The 18,735-nt window shown below is 69.1% G+C and carries 17 protein-coding genes; 2 read left to right on the forward strand and 15 right to left on the reverse strand.

Going from position 1 to position 18,735, the window contains the following annotated elements; translation table 11 throughout:
• Positions 1-428 precede the first annotated feature (428 nt).
• Positions 429-1,730: a tyrosine--tRNA ligase gene (tyrS, locus tag ACFCVM_RS12940; RefSeq protein WP_375836729.1), complete on the reverse strand. Its 1,302-nt coding sequence runs from the start codon at positions 1,728-1,730 to the stop codon at positions 429-431.
• A gap of 107 nt (positions 1,731-1,837) precedes the next feature.
• On the opposite strand from tyrS, the gene ACFCVM_RS12945 reads away from it, so the two are divergent.
• Together ACFCVM_RS12945 and ACFCVM_RS12950 are read left to right on the forward strand one after the other, a co-directional pair.
• A complete protein-coding gene (locus ACFCVM_RS12945; protein WP_375836730.1) occupies positions 1,838-2,443 on the forward strand; it encodes a DNA-binding protein in 606 nt (201 codons plus the stop codon).
• Entirely contained in the window at positions 2,440-3,042 is a 603-nt protein-coding gene (locus ACFCVM_RS12950) for a hypothetical protein (RefSeq protein ID WP_375836732.1), read from the forward strand. Before ACFCVM_RS12945 ends, ACFCVM_RS12950 begins: the two co-directional genes overlap by 4 nt.
• A 3-nt stretch (positions 3,043-3,045) precedes the next feature.
• Here the strand turns inward: ACFCVM_RS12950 and ACFCVM_RS12955 are convergent, their stop codons facing one another.
• From ACFCVM_RS12955 to ACFCVM_RS13020, 14 genes are all read right to left on the reverse strand, one after another.
• Positions 3,046-3,663 (reverse strand): DNA-3-methyladenine glycosylase, encoded by a 618-nt coding sequence (locus ACFCVM_RS12955; protein WP_375837622.1) that lies wholly within the window; start codon positions 3,661-3,663, stop codon positions 3,046-3,048.
• A complete protein-coding gene (argH, locus tag ACFCVM_RS12960; RefSeq protein WP_375836734.1) occupies positions 3,660-5,150 on the reverse strand; it encodes an argininosuccinate lyase in 1,491 nt (496 codons plus the stop codon). Before argH ends, ACFCVM_RS12955 begins: the two co-directional genes overlap by 4 nt.
• Positions 5,150-6,079 carry an ornithine carbamoyltransferase gene (gene argF / locus ACFCVM_RS12965; RefSeq protein ID WP_375836736.1) on the reverse strand — a complete coding sequence of 310 codons (930 nt, stop codon included), beginning with the start codon at positions 6,077-6,079 and terminating at the stop codon, positions 5,150-5,152. The genes argH and argF overlap by 1 nt, the downstream gene beginning before the upstream one ends.
• Before the next feature lie 33 nt (positions 6,080-6,112).
• Positions 6,113-7,264 carry an acetylornithine transaminase gene (locus ACFCVM_RS12970; RefSeq protein ID WP_375837623.1) on the reverse strand — a complete coding sequence of 384 codons (1,152 nt, stop codon included), beginning with the start codon at positions 7,262-7,264 and terminating at the stop codon, positions 6,113-6,115.
• Positions 7,265-7,296: 32 nt separating this feature from the next.
• Entirely contained in the window at positions 7,297-8,205 is a 909-nt protein-coding gene (gene argB, locus ACFCVM_RS12975; protein ID WP_375836738.1) for an acetylglutamate kinase, read from the reverse strand.
• Positions 8,206-8,207: 2 nt separating this feature from the next.
• Positions 8,208-9,359, reverse strand: a complete 1,152-nt coding sequence (argJ, locus tag ACFCVM_RS12980) for a bifunctional glutamate N-acetyltransferase/amino-acid acetyltransferase ArgJ (protein WP_375836740.1) — start codon at positions 9,357-9,359, stop codon at positions 8,208-8,210.
• Complete coding sequence (argC, locus tag ACFCVM_RS12985; protein WP_375836742.1) at positions 9,356-10,399, reverse strand: N-acetyl-gamma-glutamyl-phosphate reductase; 1,044 nt, start codon at positions 10,397-10,399, stop codon at positions 9,356-9,358. Before argC ends, argJ begins: the two co-directional genes overlap by 4 nt.
• Before the next feature lie 486 nt (positions 10,400-10,885).
• Positions 10,886-13,411, reverse strand: coding sequence for a phenylalanine--tRNA ligase subunit beta (gene pheT / locus ACFCVM_RS12990; RefSeq protein ID WP_375836744.1), 2,526 nt, complete (start codon positions 13,409-13,411; stop codon positions 10,886-10,888).
• 3 nt (positions 13,412-13,414) lie between these two features.
• On the reverse strand, positions 13,415-14,455 hold the full coding sequence (pheS, locus tag ACFCVM_RS12995) for a phenylalanine--tRNA ligase subunit alpha (protein WP_375836745.1): 1,041 nt from the start codon (positions 14,453-14,455) through the stop codon (positions 13,415-13,417).
• Between the two features lie 43 nt (positions 14,456-14,498).
• Complete coding sequence (locus ACFCVM_RS13000; protein ID WP_375836747.1) at positions 14,499-15,425, reverse strand: amino acid ABC transporter permease; 927 nt, start codon at positions 15,423-15,425, stop codon at positions 14,499-14,501.
• Entirely contained in the window at positions 15,422-16,069 is a 648-nt protein-coding gene (locus ACFCVM_RS13005; protein ID WP_375836749.1) for an amino acid ABC transporter permease, read from the reverse strand. Before ACFCVM_RS13005 ends, ACFCVM_RS13000 begins: the two co-directional genes overlap by 4 nt.
• 65 nt (positions 16,070-16,134) lie before the next feature.
• Positions 16,135-16,998: a glutamate ABC transporter substrate-binding protein gene (locus tag ACFCVM_RS13010; protein ID WP_375836751.1), complete on the reverse strand. Its 864-nt coding sequence runs from the start codon at positions 16,996-16,998 to the stop codon at positions 16,135-16,137.
• Between the two features lie 56 nt (positions 16,999-17,054).
• Entirely contained in the window at positions 17,055-17,843 is a 789-nt protein-coding gene (locus ACFCVM_RS13015; RefSeq protein ID WP_375836753.1) for an amino acid ABC transporter ATP-binding protein, read from the reverse strand.
• A 56-nt stretch (positions 17,844-17,899) separates the two neighbouring features.
• A complete protein-coding gene (locus ACFCVM_RS13020) occupies positions 17,900-18,712 on the reverse strand; it encodes a TrmH family RNA methyltransferase (RefSeq protein ID WP_375836755.1) in 813 nt (270 codons plus the stop codon).
• Between the last annotated feature and the right edge of the window lie 23 nt (positions 18,713-18,735).

The raw sequence follows: 18,735 nt of genomic DNA on the forward strand, positions 1-18,735 counted from the left end.
GAATCCTCCCCCCACCAAAGGTGAGGTCGGGGTTCAATAATTTGGCATTGAACATAGTGCACGCTGTTGAGTTCTCAAGGAACGGACGCACCCGACACCCGACCCACACAAGGGCCGAACACCGGAGCTTCATCATTCTCATCCGGCCATCCCACCAGGGACGCATCCGAACGCTTCAAACACAAGACGAAAAACAACGACTCGGTTTGGGATCATCGTGCCAACTTGAGGAGGAGAACCAGACGCTTCTCAGCAGTCCCGCTCTTCCGCTCCTGTGGGGCAACGAGTGATTACTCTACGTGCACCACAACCACCCACGCAAATCTTGCCTGCAACCCGGGCGTGTCGCACCCCACACCCCCCAAACGACAAGGGCTCCGGCCCTCACCGAAGTGAACGACCGGAGCCCCGGAACCAACTGCGAACGACTATTCGACGAAGACACCTGCGAGCGTCTTCTTGCCGCGGCGAAGCACTGCCAGGCCACCTGCCGCAACACGACCGTCGAGCGTCGCGGCGTCATCGTCGATGCGCACGTTGTCGAGCGACACTCCCCCTTGGGCGATGGCGCGCCGGCCCTCGCTCTGGCTCGAGACGAGCCCGGTGTCGACGAGGAGCTGGACGATCGAGGCATCCGTCGTCGCCGTGGTGTTCGGAAGTTCGCGAACCGCGGCCTCGAGCGTCGCGCGGTCGAGGGCGGCGAGGTCGCCCTGCCCGAACAGCGCGCGCGACGCATCGATCACGGCCCGCGTGGCCTCCGCGCCGTGCACCAGCGTCGTGACCTCGAGGGCGAGCACCTTCTGCGCCTCGCGCTTGAACGGCTCGGTCTCGACGAGTCCTTCGAGCTGCTCGATGCGCTCCCGACTGAGGAACGTGAAGATCTTCAGCCGCGAGATGACGTCGGCATCGTCGGTGTTGAGCCAGAACTGGTAGAACGCGTACGGGCTGCACATCGAGGCATCCAGCCAGATGGCGTTGCCCTCGCTCTTGCCGAACTTCGTGCCGTCGGAGTTCGTGACGAGCGGGGTGCCGATCGCGTGCACGCTGGCACCTTCGACGCGGTGGATGAGATCGGTACCGCTCGTGAGGTTGCCCCACTGGTCGCTGCCGCCCGTCTGCAGCACGCAGCCGTACTGGCGGTAGAGCTCGAGGTAGTCGAAGCCCTGCAGGATCTGGTAGCTGAACTCGGTGTAGCTGATGCCGGCGTCGGAGTTCAGGCGCGATGCCACCGCGTCCTTCTTCAGCATCGTGCCGACACGGTAGTGCTTGCCGATCTCGCGGAGGAAGTCGATGGCGGAGAGCCCGCCAGTCCAATCGAGGTTGTTGACGAGCCGGACCGCGTTCTCGCCTTCGCCCGAGAGGAACCTCGAGACCTGCCCCTGCAGGTACCCGACCCACTCGGCGACGGTCTCCTTCGTGTTGAGCGTGCGCTCGGCCGTGGGCCGGGGATCGCCGATCAGGCCGGTCGAGCCGCCGACGAGGCCGAGCGGCTTGTGGCCGGCGAGCTGGATGCGGCGCATCGTCAGCAGCTGCACGAGATTGCCGAGGTGCAGGCTCGGCGCAGTGGGGTCGAAACCGCAGTAATACGTGATCGGCTCGCCCGCGAGAAGCTCTTTCAGCGCAGCCTGGTCGGTCGACACGTGCACGAGGCCGCGCCAGACGAGCTCCTCCCAGACGTCATCGAATGAGGCGTCGTTCTGCTGGGTACTGAGGATCACGGGGTCTGACACTCCGTCAGGGTATCAGCGAGCGGATTAGGTCCCATCTCTAACCGAATGTGGATTAATCCTGTATGCTTATCTGACCACTGATGAAGGCTACACGCTGAAGGGGTGCCATGATCGTCGTCACCGCAGACCAGGTCTCCAGTCGCACGCAGGCCGACCTCGCCGGAGCCGAGCGCGACCGCATCCAACGCGCCCACGGCGAGAAGCTGCTCCTGCCGGTCGCACGCAACGCAGGCGACGAGATCCAGCTGATCACCCGCGATGCCCGCACCGTCGTCGAGGTCGTCTTCGAACTGACCCGCGACGGCGCCTGGAGCGTCGGCATCGGATGCGGCGACGTGCGGGATCCCCTTCCGGCGGACATCCGGGAGGCGAGCGGCGAGGCGTTCTTCGCCGCACGCGACGCGGTCGAGCGTGCCAAGAAGAGCACGCCCAGGCTCGCGATCGAGGCCGCGCACGATGACGCCGAGCATGTCGAGGCACTGTTCAAGCTCGCCCTCCTCCTCCGCGAGCGCAGGTCGGACCAGGGATGGGAGGTCTACGACCGCATCGTCGCGGGCGCCATGCAGTCGGAGATCGCCGACGAGCTCGGGGTCAGCGCCCCGGCGATCAGCTCGCGAATGAAGTCGGCGAATATCCGTGCAGAGCTCGACGCCGTGCCCGCCCTCGCTAGGCTGCTCGAGAACCTCGACAGCTCGACGGGAGCCCACGCATGAACCTCTTCGTCATCGCCGATGCCATCACCTGGTCGGCCCTGGTGATCTCGCTGCTCGCAGCGGCGACGCTCTCGGTGCTCGCGTACCTGCGCCCGCGCCGCGCGTACATGTGGTTCGCCGCGGGCTCGCTCGGCGTGGCGCTCCTCGCTGCGGCATCCGCAGGCGACCCCGCGCAGTTCGGTCTGGCCCCGCTCATCACGGTGCTCGGCCTCACCGTCGCCGTGTTCGGCGGCAGCCCGGCCGCGGCGACGGCACTCGATCTCGCGATGGGCGGCACCGTCGCACCCGGCCTCCACGGCGGCATCATCGTCGCCGAGAAGCGATCGGCGGACGAAGAGCACCGGGGCGTGCAGGCGGCAGCCAAGCGCGAGGTGCTGCGCGGCGGGCTCACGATCGGCGTGCTCGAACGCATCGCCTCGGCGGGTGCGATCATCGCCGGATTCCCCGAGGCGCTCGCGATCGTCGTCGCGATCAAGGGCGTCGGCCGATTCACCGAGCTCGAGGCGCCAGAGGCCCGTGAGCGATTCATCATCGGCACCTTCGCGAGCCTCATCTGGGCGTGCGCCGGCGCACTCGTCGTGCATCTCGCGTTGCGCTGAGCGTCACTCCGCCGCGAGCTTGTGCCGGCGATACGGCGAGACGCCCTCGTCGCCGGGCAGCCAGAACCGCCACGGATACTGCGATCCGCCGCCGTCTCCCCCGACGCCCGTGCGCGGACCGCTCGCGGCGTGCAGCGGCGTCGCCGGCACCTGCAGCGTGAACGGCGGTGCGAGCAGGTCGCTGCCGCCGGCCTCGAGCGGCACCCCGAGCGCCTTCGCGAGCCGGCCCGGTCCCCTCGCGAGATCGCGATCGCTCACGCCGGGCCGACGGCTTCGCGCCAGTTCGATTCCGTCGACGACCGTTGCTCCGCGCATGAGGACGCCCGACGAGGAGCCGGCCGGACGCGCGACGATGTTGAGGCACACGTGCATTCCGTAGCTGAAGTACGCGTACAGGTGCGCCGGCGCACCGAACATCACCCTGTTCCGCGGTGTGCGCCCCCGGAAGGCATGGGACCCGGGATCCTCGCCGACGCCTCGGTAGGCCTCGAGCTCCGACAGCCGGATCGCCACCGGCCCGTCGGGAGCGTCGTAGCTCAGCACCGCTCCGAGGAGGAGCGGTGCGAGCGCGACGGGATCCTGTTCGAAGAACTCCCGGTCGGGGGTGACGAGTCCGCTCAGCTGCGCGCCTCCGGGCTGTGCACTTCCGGAAGGCCGGCGACGAGGTGCCGCACGCGGTCGGCGAGCCGGGAGAACTGCTCGGCGACGCGCACCGGGGCGGTGCCGCCGATGCCGTCGCGACTCGCCACCGAGCCCTCGACCGTGAGCACTTCGCGCACATCCGGCGTGAGATGCGGGGAGATCGCCGCGAGTGCGTCGTCGTCGACGGCGTCGAGCTCGAGCGAGTGCTCTTCCGCGTAGCGCACGAGCGCGCCGGTGATCTCGTGGGCGTCGCGGAACGGCACGCGCTGCTTCACGAGCCACTCCGCGACATCCGTCGCCAGCGAGAAGCCGGCCGGCGCGAGCTCGGCCATGCGGTCGGTGTGGAACGTCAGCGTCGCGACCATGCCCGTGAAGGCGGGCAGCAGCACCTCGAGGGTCTCGACGGAGTCGAAGACCGGCTCCTTGTCCTCCTGCAGGTCGCGGTTGTACGCGAGCGGCAGCGCCTTCAGAGTCGCGAGCAGCCCCGTGAGGTTGCCGATGAGACGGCCCGACTTGCCGCGCGCGAGCTCGGCGATGTCGGGGTTCTTCTTCTGCGGCATGATCGAGGAGCCCGTCGAGTAGCCGTCGTGCAACGTGACGAAGCCGAACTCGCGGGTGTTCCAGAGGATGATCTCTTCCGCGAAGCGTGAGAGGTCGATGCCGATCATCGCCGTGACGAAGGCGAACTCGGCCACGACGTCTCGGCTCGCGGTGGCGTCGATCGAGTTCTCGGCGGGGCTCGCGAGGCCGAGGTCGCGGGCGACGGATGCCGCGTCGAGACCGAGCGTCGACCCGGCGAGAGCGCCGCCGCCGTACGGCGAGACATCCGCTCGCTTCGTCCAGTCGACGAGCCGCTCGAGGTCGCGCGAGAGCGCCCATGCGTGCGCGAGCAGGTGGTGCGCGAGCAGCACCGGCTGCGCGTGCTGCAGGTGCGTGCGCCCGGGCATGATCGCCGTGCGGTGCGCGTCGGCCTGCGCGGCGAGCGCGTCGATGAGGTGCACGAGGTCGCGCCCGATGGTCGCGGCGTGGTCTTTCAGGTAGAGGCGCACGAGCGTGGCGATCTGGTCGTTGCGGCTGCGGCCGGCGCGGAGCTTGCCGCCGAGTTCGGGGCCGACGATCGTGATCAGTGCAGCCTCGAGGGCGCCGTGCACGTCTTCGTCCGCCTCGCCGGCGACGTTCTCGCCCGAGACCACGCGTGCCTCGAGGGTGTCGAGCCCGGCGAGCATGGCGTCCAGCTCGTCGGCTTCGAGGTATCCGGCGGCGGCGAGTGCCCGGGCGTGCGCCCGGGACCCCGCGAGGTCGTAGCCCGCGAGCTGCCAGTCGAAGTGCGTCGACTTCGAGAGGCGCTGCAGCTCGGGCGACGGACCGCTCGCGAATCGAGCACCCCAGAGCGAGCCCTCGTTGGTGCCGTGAGTCTCGGTGCCCTCGGGAGTGCCGGTGTCGTCGGTGCCGTTCACGTCGCTCATCATGCGTCCTTCCGGGCGAGCAGCCACACGAGCAGCGCCTTCTGGGCGTGCAGTCGGTTCTCCGCCTCGTCCCAGATGATCGACTGCCGGCCGTCGATCACGTCGGCGCTCACCTCGTACCCGCGATCGGCGGGCAGGCAGTGCATGAACACCGCATCGGATGCCGCGAGCGACATGAGCTCCGCATCCACCTGGTACCCGCCGAAGGTGGCGACGCGATGCGCCTTCTCCTCCTCCTTGCCCATCGACACCCACGTGTCGGTGACGACGACGTCGACTCCGGTCACGGACTCGCGCGCGTCGGTGACGACGGCGACGGACCCGCCGGTCGTCGCTGCGATGCGCTCGGCGTCGGCCACGACGGATGCCTCGGGCGCGAACTCGGCCGGAGCGGCGATGCGGACGTGCATGCCCGCGGTCGCGCCGGCGAGCAGGTACGACTGCGCCATGTTGCTGCGGCCGTCGCCGAGGAAGGTGACCGTGAGTCCGGCGAGCCGGCCCTTGTGCTCGCGGATGGTGAGCAGGTCGGCGAGCAGCTGGCACGGGTGGAAGTCGTCGGAGAGGGCGTTGACGACGGGCACGGTGGTGCCGGCGGCCATCTCCTCGAGACCGGCCTGCGCGTAGGTGCGCCAGACGATCGCGGAGACCATGCGCTCGAGCACCCGGGCGGTGTCGGAGGGAGTCTCCTTGCCGCCGAGCTGGCTGTTGGCGGTCGAGATGATGAGCGGCGAACCGCCGAGGTCGGCGATGCCGACGGCGAACGACACGCGCGTGCGCGTCGAGGACTTGTCGAAGATCACGGCGACGGTCTGCGGGCCGGCGAGCGGCGTCTGCGACCATCGGTCGGCCTTGAGCTGCTCGGCGAGATCGAGGATCTCGGTCTGCTCGGCCTGGGTGAGGTCGTCGTCCCGGAGGAAGTGGCGGGTCATGTGGTGCGTCCGTTCGTGGAGAGGTCGGTCGGGTCAGTACGGGTGGGCATCGGCGAGGGCGCGCGCGAAGCGTGCGTCGAACTCGTCGATCTCCGCGTCGCCGACGATGAGCGGCGGCGCGATGCGGATGGTGGTGTCGTTGGCGGCGTTCACGATGAGTCCGTGGTGCATGGCGTGTGCGACGACGTCGCCGGCGACCGGCGCCGTGAGCGCCACGCCGACGAGGAGACCCCGGCCGCGAGTGCCTGCGACGAGCGGCGAACCGATCGCCTCGACGCGCCGGCGCAGCTGCGGGCCCCGCACGGCGGCGTTCTCGACGAGACCGGCTCGCTCGATCTCACCGAGCACCGCGTTGGACACCGCGGTCGCGAGCGGGTTGCCGCCGAAGGTCGAGCCGTGCTGGCCCTTCTGGTACAGCTCGGAGGCACGGCCGAAGGTGATGAGGCCGCCGATCGGGATACCGCCGCCGATGCCCTTCGCGACCGTGATCGCGTCGGGCGTGATGCCGTCGTGCTGGAACCCGAACCACTCGCCGGTGCGGCCTGCGCCGGTCTGGATCTCGTCGACGATGAGCAGTGCACCGTGGCGGAGGGTCAGCTCGCGTGCCGCCTCCAGGAATCCCTCGGGCAGTTCGACGACGCCGGCCTCGCCCTGGATGGGCTCGACGAAGACGGCCGCGACCGCGTCGTCGATGGATGCTTCGAGCGCCTCGATCGTCGCGGGGATGTGCTCCACTCCGCCGGCCATCGGCTCGAACGGCGCACGCATGTGCGGCTTGCCGGTCAGGGCGAGCGAGCCCATCGTGCGCCCGTGGAAGGCGTCGACGAGTGCGATCACCCGGGTGCGCGCACCGCCCGAGTTGTTGAGGCGCGCGAGCTTGAACGCGGCCTCGTTCGCCTCTGCGCCCGAGTTGCCGAACCAGGCGCGCCCGTCGGGTCCTGCGCCGGCGAGACGGACGAGCCGCTCTGCGAGCTCGAGCGCGGGTTCGGTCGTGAAGTAGTTCGACACGTGCGCGAGCTTCGACGCCTGCGCGGTGACCGCCTCGACGAACACCGGGTGCGCGTGCCCGAGGGAGTTCACCGCGATGCCGGCGAGGAAGTCGAGGTAGGTCGTGCCCGCGGCATCCGTCACCCAGGCGCCCGAGCCGTGCTCGAGCTTCGCGAGCGGCATGCCGATGGAGCGCATGATGCGCTGGTCGAACCGCAGCTGCCAGTCGTTCACGCCGCCACCACCTCGGTGCCGATGCCCGACTGCGTGAAGACCTCGAGCAGGATCGAGTGCGGCACGCGGCCGTCGATGATGGCGGCCTTCGCGACGCCGCCCTCGACGGCCTCGAGGCACGCGGCCATCTTCGGGATCATGCCCGACTCGAGGCTCGGCAGCAGTTCGACGAGCGAGGGCACGTCGATCACCGAGACGAGCGAGTCGCGGTTCGGCCAATCGCGGTAGAGACCGGCGACGTCGGTGAGGATCACGAGCTTCGCCGCGCCGAGCGCGACCGCGAGCGACGCCGCGGCCGAATCGGCGTTCACGTTCAGCGACTGCCCGGTGACGTCGCCGTCGGGGGCGATCGAGGACACCACGGGGATGCGCTCGGCGTCGAGTTCGGCGAGCACGGCGGCCGGGTCGACCGCGACGACGTCGCCGACGAGCCCGAGGTCGACCTCTTCGCCGTCGACGATGGCGCCGCGACGCCGCCCGGTGAACAGTCCGGCGTCTTCGCCCGAGAGGCCGGAGGCGAGGGGTCCGTGCTCGTTGATGAGCGAGACGAGCTCTCGGTTCACCTGGCCGGAGAGCACCATGCGCACCACGTCCATGGTCTCGGGTGTCGTGACCCGGTAGCCTCCGCGGAACTCGCTCGGGATGCCGAGCCGCTCGAGCATCGCCGAGATCTGCGGTCCGCCGCCGTGCACGACGACGGGCTTGATGCCGGCGTAGCGCAGGTAGACCATGTCCTCGGCGAAGGCGCGCTGCAGTTCGGGGCTCACCATGGCGTTGCCGCCGAACTTGACGACGATCGTCTCGCCGTGGAATCGCTTCAGCCAGGGCAGCGAATCGATCAGCACCTGGGCTTTCGCCGCGGCGTCGTTGGTATCGTCGGGTTCGGTTTCGATGTCGTCGCTCATGCTCAACTCGCGTAGGCGCTGTTCTCGTGCACGTAGTCGTGCGTGAGATCGTTCGTGAAGATGGTGGCGGATGCCTCGCCGGCGTGCAGCTCGATGAGCACGTGCGTCGCGCGCGGCGTGAGGTCGACCTGTTCGCGCGGGGCGTCGGGGCGACCGGCGTGGCAGACGCGCACTCCGTTCATCGAGACGTCGACGAGGTAGGGGTCGAACGGTGCGCTCGTCGTGCCGATCGCAGCCAGCACCCGGCCCCAGTTCGGGTCGTTGCCGAAGATCGCCGCCTTGAAGAGGTTGTTGCGGGCGACCGAACGACCGACCTCGACGGCGTCGTCTTCGGTCACCGCGCCGACGACCTCGATCGCGATGTCGTGGCTCGCGCCCTCGGCGTCGGCCTGCAGCTGCAGCGCGAGGTTGCGGCAGGCCTCGGTGAGGGCCGCGGTGAACTCGCCGAGATCGGGCGTGACGCCCGACGCGCCCGAGGAGAGCAGCGACACCTGGTCGTTCGTCGACATGCAGCCGTCGGAATCGAGCCGGTCGAAGGTCACGCGCGTTGCGGCGCGGAGTGCGGTGTCGAGATCGTCGGCCGGCAGCGAGGCATCCGTCGTCACGACCACCAGCATCGTCGCGAGGCCGGGGGCCAGCATGCCCGCGCCCTTCGCGATGCCGCCGATCGACCAGCCGCCTCCTTCGACGACGACCTGCTTCGGCGTCGTGTCGGTCGTCATGATCGCGCGAGCCGCGTCGTCGCCGCCGTCGGCGGAGAGACGGGCGATCGCCGAGACCACGCCCTCTTCGAGCACCTCACCGTCGAGCTGGTCGCCGATGAGACCGGTCGAGCAGACGAGCACGTCGCCTGCTGCGACGCCGAGGCCCGAGGCGACGGCCTCCGCCGTGCGGTGGGTGACCTGGAACCCCTCGGGGCCCGTGAAGCAGTTGGCCCCGCCTGAGTTCAGCACGATCGCCGAGACGATGCCGTCGGCCGCGACCTGCTTCGACCAGATGATCGGGTTGGCCTGCGCCCGGTTCGCCGTGAACACGACCGCCGCCTGCTGCGCAGGCCCGCGGTTCACGACGAGCGCGAGGTCGAGCGCGCCCGAGCGCTTGATGCCCGCGGCGATGCCGGCGGCTTCGAATCCCAGCGGATGGGTGACGGTCACGGGGCGACTCCGTTCACGGGGAGTCCGGTCGACTCGGTGAGCCCGAGTGCGATGTTCGCGGACTGGATGGCGGCACCCGCGGTGCCCTTCACGAGGTTGTCGACGGCGGCGACCACGACGACGCGGCCCGAGTTCTCGTCGATCTGGAGGCCGAGGAGCGCGGTGTTCGCACCGAGCACGTCGGCCGTGCGCGGGAACTGCCCCTCGGGCAGCAGCTGCACGAAGCGCTCCCCTGCGTAGGCGTCCTCCCAGGCGGCGCGGACCGTCGCGGCATCCGTGCCGGGAACGATGCGGGCCGTCGAGGTCGCGAGGATGCCCCGCGACATCGGCACGATGACCGGGGTGAACGAGATGGTGGGATCGCCGCCGCCCGCCCAGCGCAGCGCCTGCTGGATCTCGGGGATGTGCCGGTGCACGCCGCCGACCGAGTAGGGGTTCGCCGAACCGAGGATCTCGGAGCCGAGCAGGTGCGCCTTCAGGCTCTTGCCGGCTCCCGACGGCCCCACCGCGAGCACCGAGACGACATCGGATGCCTCGATGACCCCGGCCCGGATGCCGGGCGCGAGGGACAGCGCCACCGTCGAGGCGTTGCAGCCCGGTGCAGCGATGCGCTTCGTCTTCGCGAGCCGGTCGCGCTGCGTGCCCGACAGCCGCGGCAGCTCGGGCACGCCGTAGGTCCACGCGCCGTGGAATTCGCCGCCGTAGAACGCCGCCCAGTCGGCCTTGCTCTCGAGGCGGTGGTCGGCACCGCAGTCGATGACGAGCGTCTCGGGCGCCAGCTGCGCCGCGACCGCACCGGATGCCCCGTGCGGGAGCGCGAGGAACACGATGTCATGGCCGGCGAGGTTCTCGGCCGTCGTGTCCTTCAGCGTGAGATGCGTGTAGCTGCGCAGGTGCGGCTGCACCGCGATGAGCGGCTGGCCGGCGTTGGAGTGCGCGGTCACGGTGCGCACGTCGAAATCGGGATGATCGGCGAGGAGGCGAAGGATCTCGCCTCCGGCATAGCCGGACGCGCCGGAAACGGCGACGGTGAACGTCATGGTTCCACCTTAAAGGTCTGAAGTGGTCGAGGTTGGCTCACGACAATGCACATGACCTGAAAGGTCGAAGTGGTCGAGGTCGGGCTCCCTGCGACGCATGCGACCAGAACGGTCGGAGTGGTCGAGGGACGGTTCCGGCGACACCTGCTGACGGCTTCGTTGCCGCATGCGGGGTCGCCTAGAGTCGGCGCTCGCCACGACGTCGGCTGCGCACCACGACGACACGCGAGATGCGTGCGGGGGCTGCGAACCGAGCGGCGGACATACAGCGACCCTATCCGGCGCGGCTCGTGTCGTGCAAACGCACGGCACGCGCGCATGTTGGTATTTCTACGGGAGTCATCTCACCGCGATTCCGAGGAGATCTGCGATTCCGAGGTTCGGGCGCGGCCCGATCATCCTCCATATCGCCGATCTCCTCGGAATCGAGCCGGGGTCACGCCGTCCGCGGAGACAGCCGACGTACCGACGTCGCCGACCTCGCGACTACTCGCGGATGGCCGCGCCGAAGCGATCGCTCGCGAGCGCAGCACCGGCGAGCTTCGCCTCGCTGGCCTCGGCCGCGGTGAGGGTGCGGTCGTCGGCACGGAACCTGAGCGCGAACGTCAGGCTCTTCGCCCCGGCGGGCACGCCCTGGCCGCGGTAGTCGTCGACGATCGAGAGGTGCTCGAGCAACGCGCCGGCGCCCTCGCGGATCGCCGTGGCGACCTCGGCCGCCGCGACCTCCACAGGGACGATGAGCGAGAGGTCCTGCGTCGCAGCGGGCATCGTGTCGATCGTCCGCGCCTCCAGGGCGGGGTCGGTCAGGGCGATGACGGCGTCGAGGTCGAGTTCGACGACCGCGACGACCCGCGGCAGGTCGGCTTCGAGGGCGAGCGCCGGCAGCAGTTCGCCCGCGTAGCCGACGAGCGAGCCTCCGACGCGCAGTTCGGCCGTGCGGCCCGGGTGCATCGCCGAGTGCGAGCCCTGCGAGACGTCGATGCGGGCACCGGTCGCGAGTTCGACCTGGCGCACGACGTCGAGCGCGTCGGCGATGCCGGCGGGCACGGCGGGCTGACCCGGCTGCTTCGCCACGACGTCGCCGACGATGAGTGCTCCGAGGTGGCGCGGCTGCGGCGGGATGCCGGCGTCGAGCGCTGCGAGCACCTCGTCGCTCGGCTTCTCGTTGCCCACCGGAAGTTCGAGCGACCCGTACGTGCGACCCGGCTCGGGCAGGAACACCGTGCCGATCTCGAAGAGATCGAGGTCGGTCAGGCCGCGCGAGAGGTTGCGACGCGCGGCGCCGATTAGGCCGGGCACGAGCGATCGACGCAGGAACGGCACGGTCTGGTCGAGGGCGTTCGCAATGCGTACGGATGCCACGGGCGCGCCGTCGGCACTGCCGAACACCGCGTTGTCGGCGTCGGAGACGAACGGGAAGGAGAGCACCTCGACCGATCCGGCGGCCGCGAGCGTGTCGGCCGTGCGACGACGCAACCGCTGAGAGCGGGTGAGGCCGCGGCCAGGAGGCGCGACGGGCAGCACCGAGGGGATGCGGTCGTAGCCGATCAGGCGGGCCACCTCTTCGGCGAGCTCTTCACGGCCCGTCAGGTCGGGGCGCCAGGCCGGCGGCACGACCGAGAATCCGCCCTCGACGGTGCTGATGACGCCGCCGATCTCGGCGAGGGCGTCGTGCACCTCGGCCTCGGTGTACTCGACGCCGATGATCGAGGAGACGAATCCCGCAGGAAGCAGGATCGCCGCGCGCGCCGGTGCGTTCGAGATCAGGGAGCCGCCCGCGTCGGCGGTGCCGCCGGCGAGGTCGACCATGAGCTGGGCGACGCGCGAGACGGCCGCGGCCGCGATCTCGGGGTCGACGCCCCGCTCGTAGCGCTTGGCGGCCTCGCTCGGCAGCTTGTGGCGACGCGCTGTGCGCGCGATCGACACCGGGTCCCAGTTGGCCGCTTCGACGAGCACGTTGCGCGTCTCGTCGCCCATCTCGGTCTCCGCGCCGCCCATGACGCCGCCGAGGCCGATCGGCCCACGGTCGTCGGTGACGACGAGGTCTTCGACGTGGAGTGTGCGCTCCTTGCCGTCGAGCGTGGTGAACTTCTCCCCCACCGTGGCGCGGCGTACGACGATGCCGCCGCGGAGCTGGTCGAGGTCGTAGCCGTGGATCGGCTGGCCGAGCTCGAGCATGACGTAGTTCGTGATGTCGACGAGCAGCGAGATCGAGCGGATGCCGGCGAGCTTCAGTCGCGCGATCATCCACGGCGGCGTCGGACGCGAGGCGTCGACGTCGCGCACGATGCGCGTGGCGAAGACCGAGGAGCCGATCTTGCCGCGGATCGGAGCGGCGTCGTCGATCACGACGGAGAACGCGTCGTCGGAGACATCCGCCGGCGCAGCCTGCTCGACCGGGTCGCGGAATCGGGCCCCGGTCGCGTGGGCGTACTCGCGAGCGACGCCGCGGATCGAGAACGCGTAGCCGCGGTCGGGGGTGACGTTGATCTCGATGGCGGCGTCGTCGAGGCCGAGCAGCGCGATCGCGTCGGTGCCGACGGGTGCGTCGATGCCGAGGGTCGACAGTCGCAGGATGCCGTCGTGGTCTTCGCCGAGGCCGAGCTCGCGCGCCGAGGCGATCATGCCGTCGGAGACGTGGCCGTAGGTCTTGCGTGCGGCGATCGGGAACGGACCGGGCAGCACGGCGCCCGGCAGCGTCACGACGACCTTGTCGCCGACGAAGAAGTTGCGGGCACCGCAGACGATGCCGTGCACGGCGTCGCCGCCATCGGCCGCGGTCTCGCCCTCGGGGGCGACGCGCACCTGGCACCAGCGGATGGTCTTGCCGTTGGACTGCGGCTCCTCGACGAACTCGAGCACCTCGCCCACGACGATCGGACCCTCGAGGTCGAACGTGTGCACGTCCTCCTCTTCGAGGCCGACCTTGACGAGGGCGGCGTGCACGTCTTCAGGCGTGGTGCCCGGCACGAGCTCGACGTACTCGGCGAGCCAACTCAGTGGAACCCGCATGTTCTAGACCACCATTCCGAACTGCTGGGAGAAGCGGATGTCTCCCTCGACCATTTCGCGCATGTCCTGCACGTCGTTGCGGAGCATGAGCCCGCGCTCGATGCCCATGCCGAAGGCGAACCCGGTGTAGACGTCGGGATCGATGCCCGCCGCCTTCAGCACGTTGGGGTGCATCATGCCGCAGCCGCCCCACTCGATCCAGCGCGCGCCGCCCTTGAAGGTCGGGTGCCAGAAGTCGAGCTCGGCCGACGGCTCGGTGAAGGGGAAGAAGCTCGGGCGCAGGCGGATCTTCGCCTCGTCGCCGAAGATCGACTTCACGAAGTGATCGAGAGTGCCCTTGAGGTGCGCCATCGTGAGGCCCTTGTCGACGGCGACGCCCTCGAACTGCATGAAGACGGGCAGGTGCGTGGCGTCGAACTCGTCGGTGCGATAGACGCGGCCCGGTGCGAGCACGTAGAGCGGCAGTTCGCGCTCGAGCATCGAGCGGATCTGCACCGGGCTCGTGTGCGTGCGCAGCACGAGGTGCGACTCGGGCGGGTCGACGAAGAACGTGTCCTGCATGGCGCGGGCAGGGTGGTCGGCGTCGAAGTTCAGCGCGTCGAAGTTGAACCACTCGCTCTCGACCTCGGGGCCCTCGGCGATCTCCCAGCCCATACCGGTGAAGACGTCGCAGACGCGGTCCTGCAGGAGGGACAGCGGATGCCGCGCACCCGGGCGGTACCGCGACGCGAGCGCCGTGACGTCCAACGTCTCCGCCGCGAGCTGCGCGGCGGCCTCGGCCTCGACGATCTCGGCCTCGCGGGCGGCGAACGCCTGGTTCACCCGACCGCGGGCGCCGCCGACGAGCTTGCCGAGTGCGGCCTTCTGCTCGTTCGGAACGTTGCGGAGTTCGGCGTTCAGGAGCGCAAGGGCGGACTTGTCGCCGGTGTGCTCGGTGCGGACCTGCTTCAGCGCGGCGGAGTCGCCGGCCGACGCGATGGCCGCGAGGGCTGCGTCGACCGCCGTCTGGACGGCGCTCTCGGTGATTTCACGGGGCTCGGACACGAGAAACGAGTCTACCGGGCAAGACCCTCCGACTCGGGTCGCGTCAGATGCTGCCGTGCTGCGTTTCGGACTGACGCGCCGTGGCCGTCGCCTGCGCGACGAGCATCGCCTGGTTCGGATCCTCGGGATCGAGTCTCGTGCCGCTCGACTTCGACGCGGTGCGCTTCGACAGCCAGCGTGCGAACCACGACAGCGAGAGGTTCATGATCAGGTAGAGCACGAGCGTCACGACGAAGAGCGAGAACAGGTAGCGGTTCCCATAGAAGCTGCCGAGCACGTTCATGTTCGTGCGGAGCAACTCGGTGTAGCCGACGATGTAGCCGAGCGACGTGTCCTTCAGGAGCACGACGAGCTGGGCCACGATGATCGGCAGCATCTGGCGGAACGCCTGCGGAAACTCCACGAGCATCTTGGACTGCAACGGGCGCATGCCGAGACTCAGCCCGGCCTCCCGCTGCCCGCGGGGAAGCGCTGCCAGGCCGGCGCGCAGCGCCTCGCCGATGAGCGCACCGTTGTAGAGGCTGAGTGCGGCGACGACCGCCCAGTACGAGCCGGTGTTCAGCGCGAGGAGGATGAACAGCATCATGAGCAGCACCGGCATGCCGCGCAGGAACTCGAGGATCACGGTGGTGGGGACCCGGATCCACGCCGCCTGCGCGCTTCGCAGCAGGGAGAACACGACGCCGAGCGCGATTGCGAACACCGAGGCGACGAGGGCCGCCTTGAGCGTGCCGAGCACGCCCTCGAAGAAGATGTACTGCCACACCTCGGGATCGGCGAAGATGTCCCACCGGCTCGGGTCGAAGAATCCGGGGAGGGTGATGCCGCCGCTCTCGCGCGGTTGGGCCAGCGTCCAGGCCATCCAGGCGAGGCCGGCGATGATGAGGATGCCCGCGATGATCGAGGAGATCAGTGACGCACGGCGGGACTTGGGTCCTGGTGCGTCGAAGAGGACCGACGAGTTACTCATCGCTGCACCACCCACTTGCGTTCGAGCTGGGCGGCGAGGATGCCCAATGGGATCGTGATCACGAGGTACAGCGTCGCGGCGGCCAACAGGATCGCGATCACTGCGTTGCCGTTGGCATTCGCGATCTCACGCGTCGCGGCGAAGAGTTCGAAGACGAAGAACCCGCCAGCGACCGAAGTGTTCTTCGTGAGCGCGATGAAGACGTTGATGAGCGGGGGGATCGTCATGCGGAACGCCTGCGGCATGATCACGAGGCTGACCGTCTGGCCGAACCCGAGTCCCACACTGCGAGCGGCCTCGGCCTGCCCGAGCGGCACGCCGTTGATGCCAGAGCGGAGCGCCTCTGCGACGAACGGGGAGGTGTAGACGGAGAGTCCGATCATTGCGGCCGTCACGTAATCGAGGCGCGATCCGAGGTACGGCAGGATGATCGCGCAGAAGAAGAGCACGAGCGTCAGCGGCGTATTGCGCACGAGCTCGGTGTACACCGTCGCGAACGCTCGCAACGACCCGACCGGCGAAATGCGCATCGCGGCGATGATCGTGCCGAGGATGAGTGCCGAGACACCGCTCACGACGAGGAGCAGCAGGGTCATCCTGAAGCCCTCGAGGTACGTCGGCAGGTTCTCGATGACGGCGTCCACGCGTCTCCGTTCCGGTCAGGTGGTGGGACGGATCCCGGGCGACGTGCGCCCGGGACCCGTACCGATCAGTAGCGGTCGACGGCCGGCGGCTCGACGAACGGCAGCACGGCTCCGGCCGTGGAGTTCCACGCCTCCTCGTAGCGGCCGTCTTCGTACGCCTCTTCGAGCACGTCGTTGATCCACATGCGGAAGTCGGTGTCATCGAGCGCGAGGCCGATGCCGTAGGGCTCTTCGGTGAAGGGCTCGCCGACGACCTTGAACTCGCCCTCGTTCTGAGCGGCGAGACCCGCGAGGATCACGTTGTCGGTCGACACCGCGACGACCTGGCCGCTGCGGAGCGGTTCAAGGCAGTTGCTGTACGTATCGGTCTCGATGACCTCGGCGCCGAGCTCCTTCAGGTTCGCCGCGGGGGTGGAACCGGTGACCGAGCACACGGGCTGGCCGACGAGGTCTTCCTCGCTCTTGATGTCGTCGTTGTCGGCGAGCACGAGGATCGACTGACCGGCCATGTAGTACGGGCCGGCGAAGGAGACGACCTCCTTGCGCTTGTCGTTGATCGTGTACGTCGCCACGACGATGTCGACCTGGCCGTTCTCGATGAACGGCTCGCGGTTCGCCGAGACCGACTCGACCCACTCGATGTTCTCTTCGTCGATGCCGAGTTCGCTCGCGATGATCTTCGCGATCTCGACGTCGAAGCCCTCGGGGTCGCCCGACGGCCCCTTGAGGCCGAACAAGGGCTGGTCGAACTTCGTACCGACGGTGATCTTGCCCGCCTCGGAGAGCTTCGCCATGGTCGTGCCGGCTTCGAACGTGGGGGCCGGTTCTGCCGTGGGCTCGGCGGTCTCGCCGCCACCGCCTGCACAGCCCGCCAGCGCGAGCGCCGACACCGCAGCTGCTGCGACGAGTGCCATTCTCATGCGTTTCATGTCTCTGCCTCTTCTCCTGTGTGATGGTTCCTCGCCGCTCGTGACGGCGCAGGTCTCTAGTGCTCGAGGATCTTCGAGAGGAAGTCCTTCGCACGCTCGGACTTCGGGTGGTCGAAGAACTCGGCGGGCGCCGCCTCTTCGACGATCCGGCCGTCGGCCATGAACAGCACGCGGTCGGCCGCCTTGCGTGCGAAGCCCATCTCGTGCGTGACGACGATCATCGTCATGCCGTCTTTGGCCAGGCCGATCATGACGTCGAGCACCTCGTTGATCATCTCGGGGTCGAGCGCGCTCGTCGGCTCGTCCATCAGGATGAGCTTGGGGTTCATCGCGAGCGAACGGGCGATGGCCACGCGCTGCTGCTGACCGCCCGACAGCTGGGCCGGGAGCTTCTTCGCCTGGTTCGCGACGCCGACGCGCTCGAGCAGCTCCATCGCCTTCGCCTCGGCGTCTTTCCGCGACATCCGCTTGACCTTGATCGGTGCCAGCGTGACGTTCTCGAGCACGGTCTTGTGCGCGAACAGGTTGAACGACTGGAAGACCATGCCGACGTCGGCGCGGAGCTTCGCGAGCGCGGCGCCCTCTTCGGGGAGCTTCACGCCATCGATCGCGATCGAGCCCGAGTCGATCGTCTCGAGGCGGTTGATCGCACGGCAGAGCGTCGACTTGCCCGAGCCGCTCGGGCCGATGACGACGACGACCTCGCCGCGGTTCACGACGGTGTTGATGTCGTTGAGCACGTGGAGCTCGCCGTAGTGCTTGTCGATGTGGTCGACGACCACGAGCGGCTCGCCGCGACGCACCGAGATGTTCGAGGTCGGCGGGGCAGGCTGCGTTGGCTCCATATCCCCCAAGTTAGGGCCAGCAGCGGCCGAGCGACAAGGAGGAGAGCAGTGGTTACCTAACCGTGATCAGCAGTGCGCTGAGCGAAGGCGCTCTCGTACAGGCAGACGGAAGCCGCGGTCGCGAGGTTCATCGATTCCGCGTGCCCGTAGATCGGCACGGTGACCACGCGATCGGCGAGCTCGAGCTGCTCGTCTGGCAGGCCACGGGCCTCGTTGCCGAACACCCAGGCGGTCGGCCCGGCGAGCGCGCCGGCGGTGCGGGCGGAGAGCAGGTCGTCGCCCTTCACGTCGGCGGCGAGCACCGCGAGACCCGCGGCGCGCGCCCGCACGAGCACGTCTTCGAGCTCGGCGCCGATGGCGACGGGCAGGTGGAAGATCGAGCCCGTCGACGAGCGGACGACCTTCGGGTTGTAGAGATCGACGGTGCGCCCGGTGAAGATGACCGCATCGGCACCTGCGGCATCGGCCGCGCGCACGATGGTGCCGGCGTTGCCGGGGTCGCGCACCTCTTCGAGGATGGCGACGAGCTTCGGCTTCGCCGCGAAGACGTCTTTCACCGCGGTCGGGAACTGGCGGCAGATCGCCACGAATCCCTGCGGCGTCACCGTGTCGGCCATCGAGTCGAGCACCTCTTCGGTGACGAACTCGATCTCGACCTCCGTCGACGCCGCAGCCTCGACGATCTCGGGGTGGCGCTCGAGCGCCGTCGGCGTCGCGAAGAGCTCGATGACCAGTTCAGGCCGGAAGGTGAGCGCCTCGGCGACGGCCTGGGGCCCCTCGAGCAGGAACATCCCGCTCTCGACACGTGCCGCCTTGCGGGCGAGCTTCGCTACTGCGCGCACGCGCGGCGATCGGGGATTCTCGAGCATGTCCCAATTCTATTGGGGGAATG

This window comes from Agromyces sp. NPDC056389, from assembly GCF_042262385.1.
Lineage (GTDB): Bacteria > Actinomycetota > Actinomycetes > Actinomycetales > Microbacteriaceae > Agromyces.